This window comes from Psychrobacter cibarius (genome assembly GCF_016107535.1).
GTDB lineage: Bacteria > Pseudomonadota > Gammaproteobacteria > Pseudomonadales > Moraxellaceae > Psychrobacter > Psychrobacter cibarius.
In genome coordinates this window covers 1-916 of sequence record NZ_JABASQ010000065.1, presented here as the reverse complement: position 1 = coordinate 916, position 916 = coordinate 1, and the positions used below count along the sequence as shown (strand labels likewise).

Here is a 916-nt window from a genome sequence, read left to right as displayed (position 1 = left end):
AAGCAAGCCAATGAGATTATACGTAAGGCTGCTGCTTTTTTCGCCCAGGCGGAGCTCGGCCGCCCACCGAAATAATGACTCAGTTTATTGATGATTACAAACACCTCTATGGGGTCGAGCCAATTTGTCGAGTATTACCGATTGCCCAATCAACGTATTATCGCGCTAAAGACTTAAGCAACAACCCACACAAGCGCTCATTGCGTTGCCACCATGATGACTTCTACATCAGCGAGATCAGGCGCATCTGGCAGGATAGCAAGTGCCGCTATGGCGCTCGTAAAGTCTGGCAGCAGATGAAAGCAGACGGCATTCATGTCGCTCGTTGTACTATTGAGCGACTAATGAAGCAGCACGGTATGCAAGGGGTTTGGCGCGGTAAGAGTAAGATTACTACCAATAGTCGTGATGATCAGCTGCGGGCGAATGATTTAGTCAATCGTAACTTTAGCGCCCACCGCCCTAACCAGCTATGGGTTGCGGACTTCACTTATATCAAGACAACTAGCGGCTGGGTATACACGGCTTTTATTATTGATGTGTTTGCTCGCGCTATTGTGGGCTGGAAGGTGTCTAATCGCATGAACACCGATATGGTGATGGCAGCGCTCAATCAGGCCATTGCATACAGGAATAATCCTAAAGATGTGATTCATCATAGTGATCGCGGGGTTCAGTATTTATCCATTCGCTATACAGATAAGATGACGGACTCTGGTGTGATTGCCTCTGTTGGCACAACAGGGGATTCTTATGACAATGCCTTGGCCGAGACAGTCAATGGCCTTTACAAGTCTGAGGTGATTCATTATTTAAAGCAGAGCTGGAACGGTGTAAATGATGTTGAACTGGCAACGCTTGAATGGGTGGACTGGTTCAATAAAACACGACTGCATAGCACGATTGGTTATGTGTC

1 pseudogene and 1 other annotated feature are annotated in these 916 nt (G+C 47.3%); the pseudogene reads left to right on the top strand.

The annotated features are described in order from the left end of the window. Positions 1 to 916, top strand: a pseudogene (locus JFC08_RS13610) (IS3 family transposase); the annotation flags it as partial. Then, positions 33 to 149, top strand: a sequence feature (AL1L pseudoknot). Its footprint overlaps the pseudogene before it by 117 nt.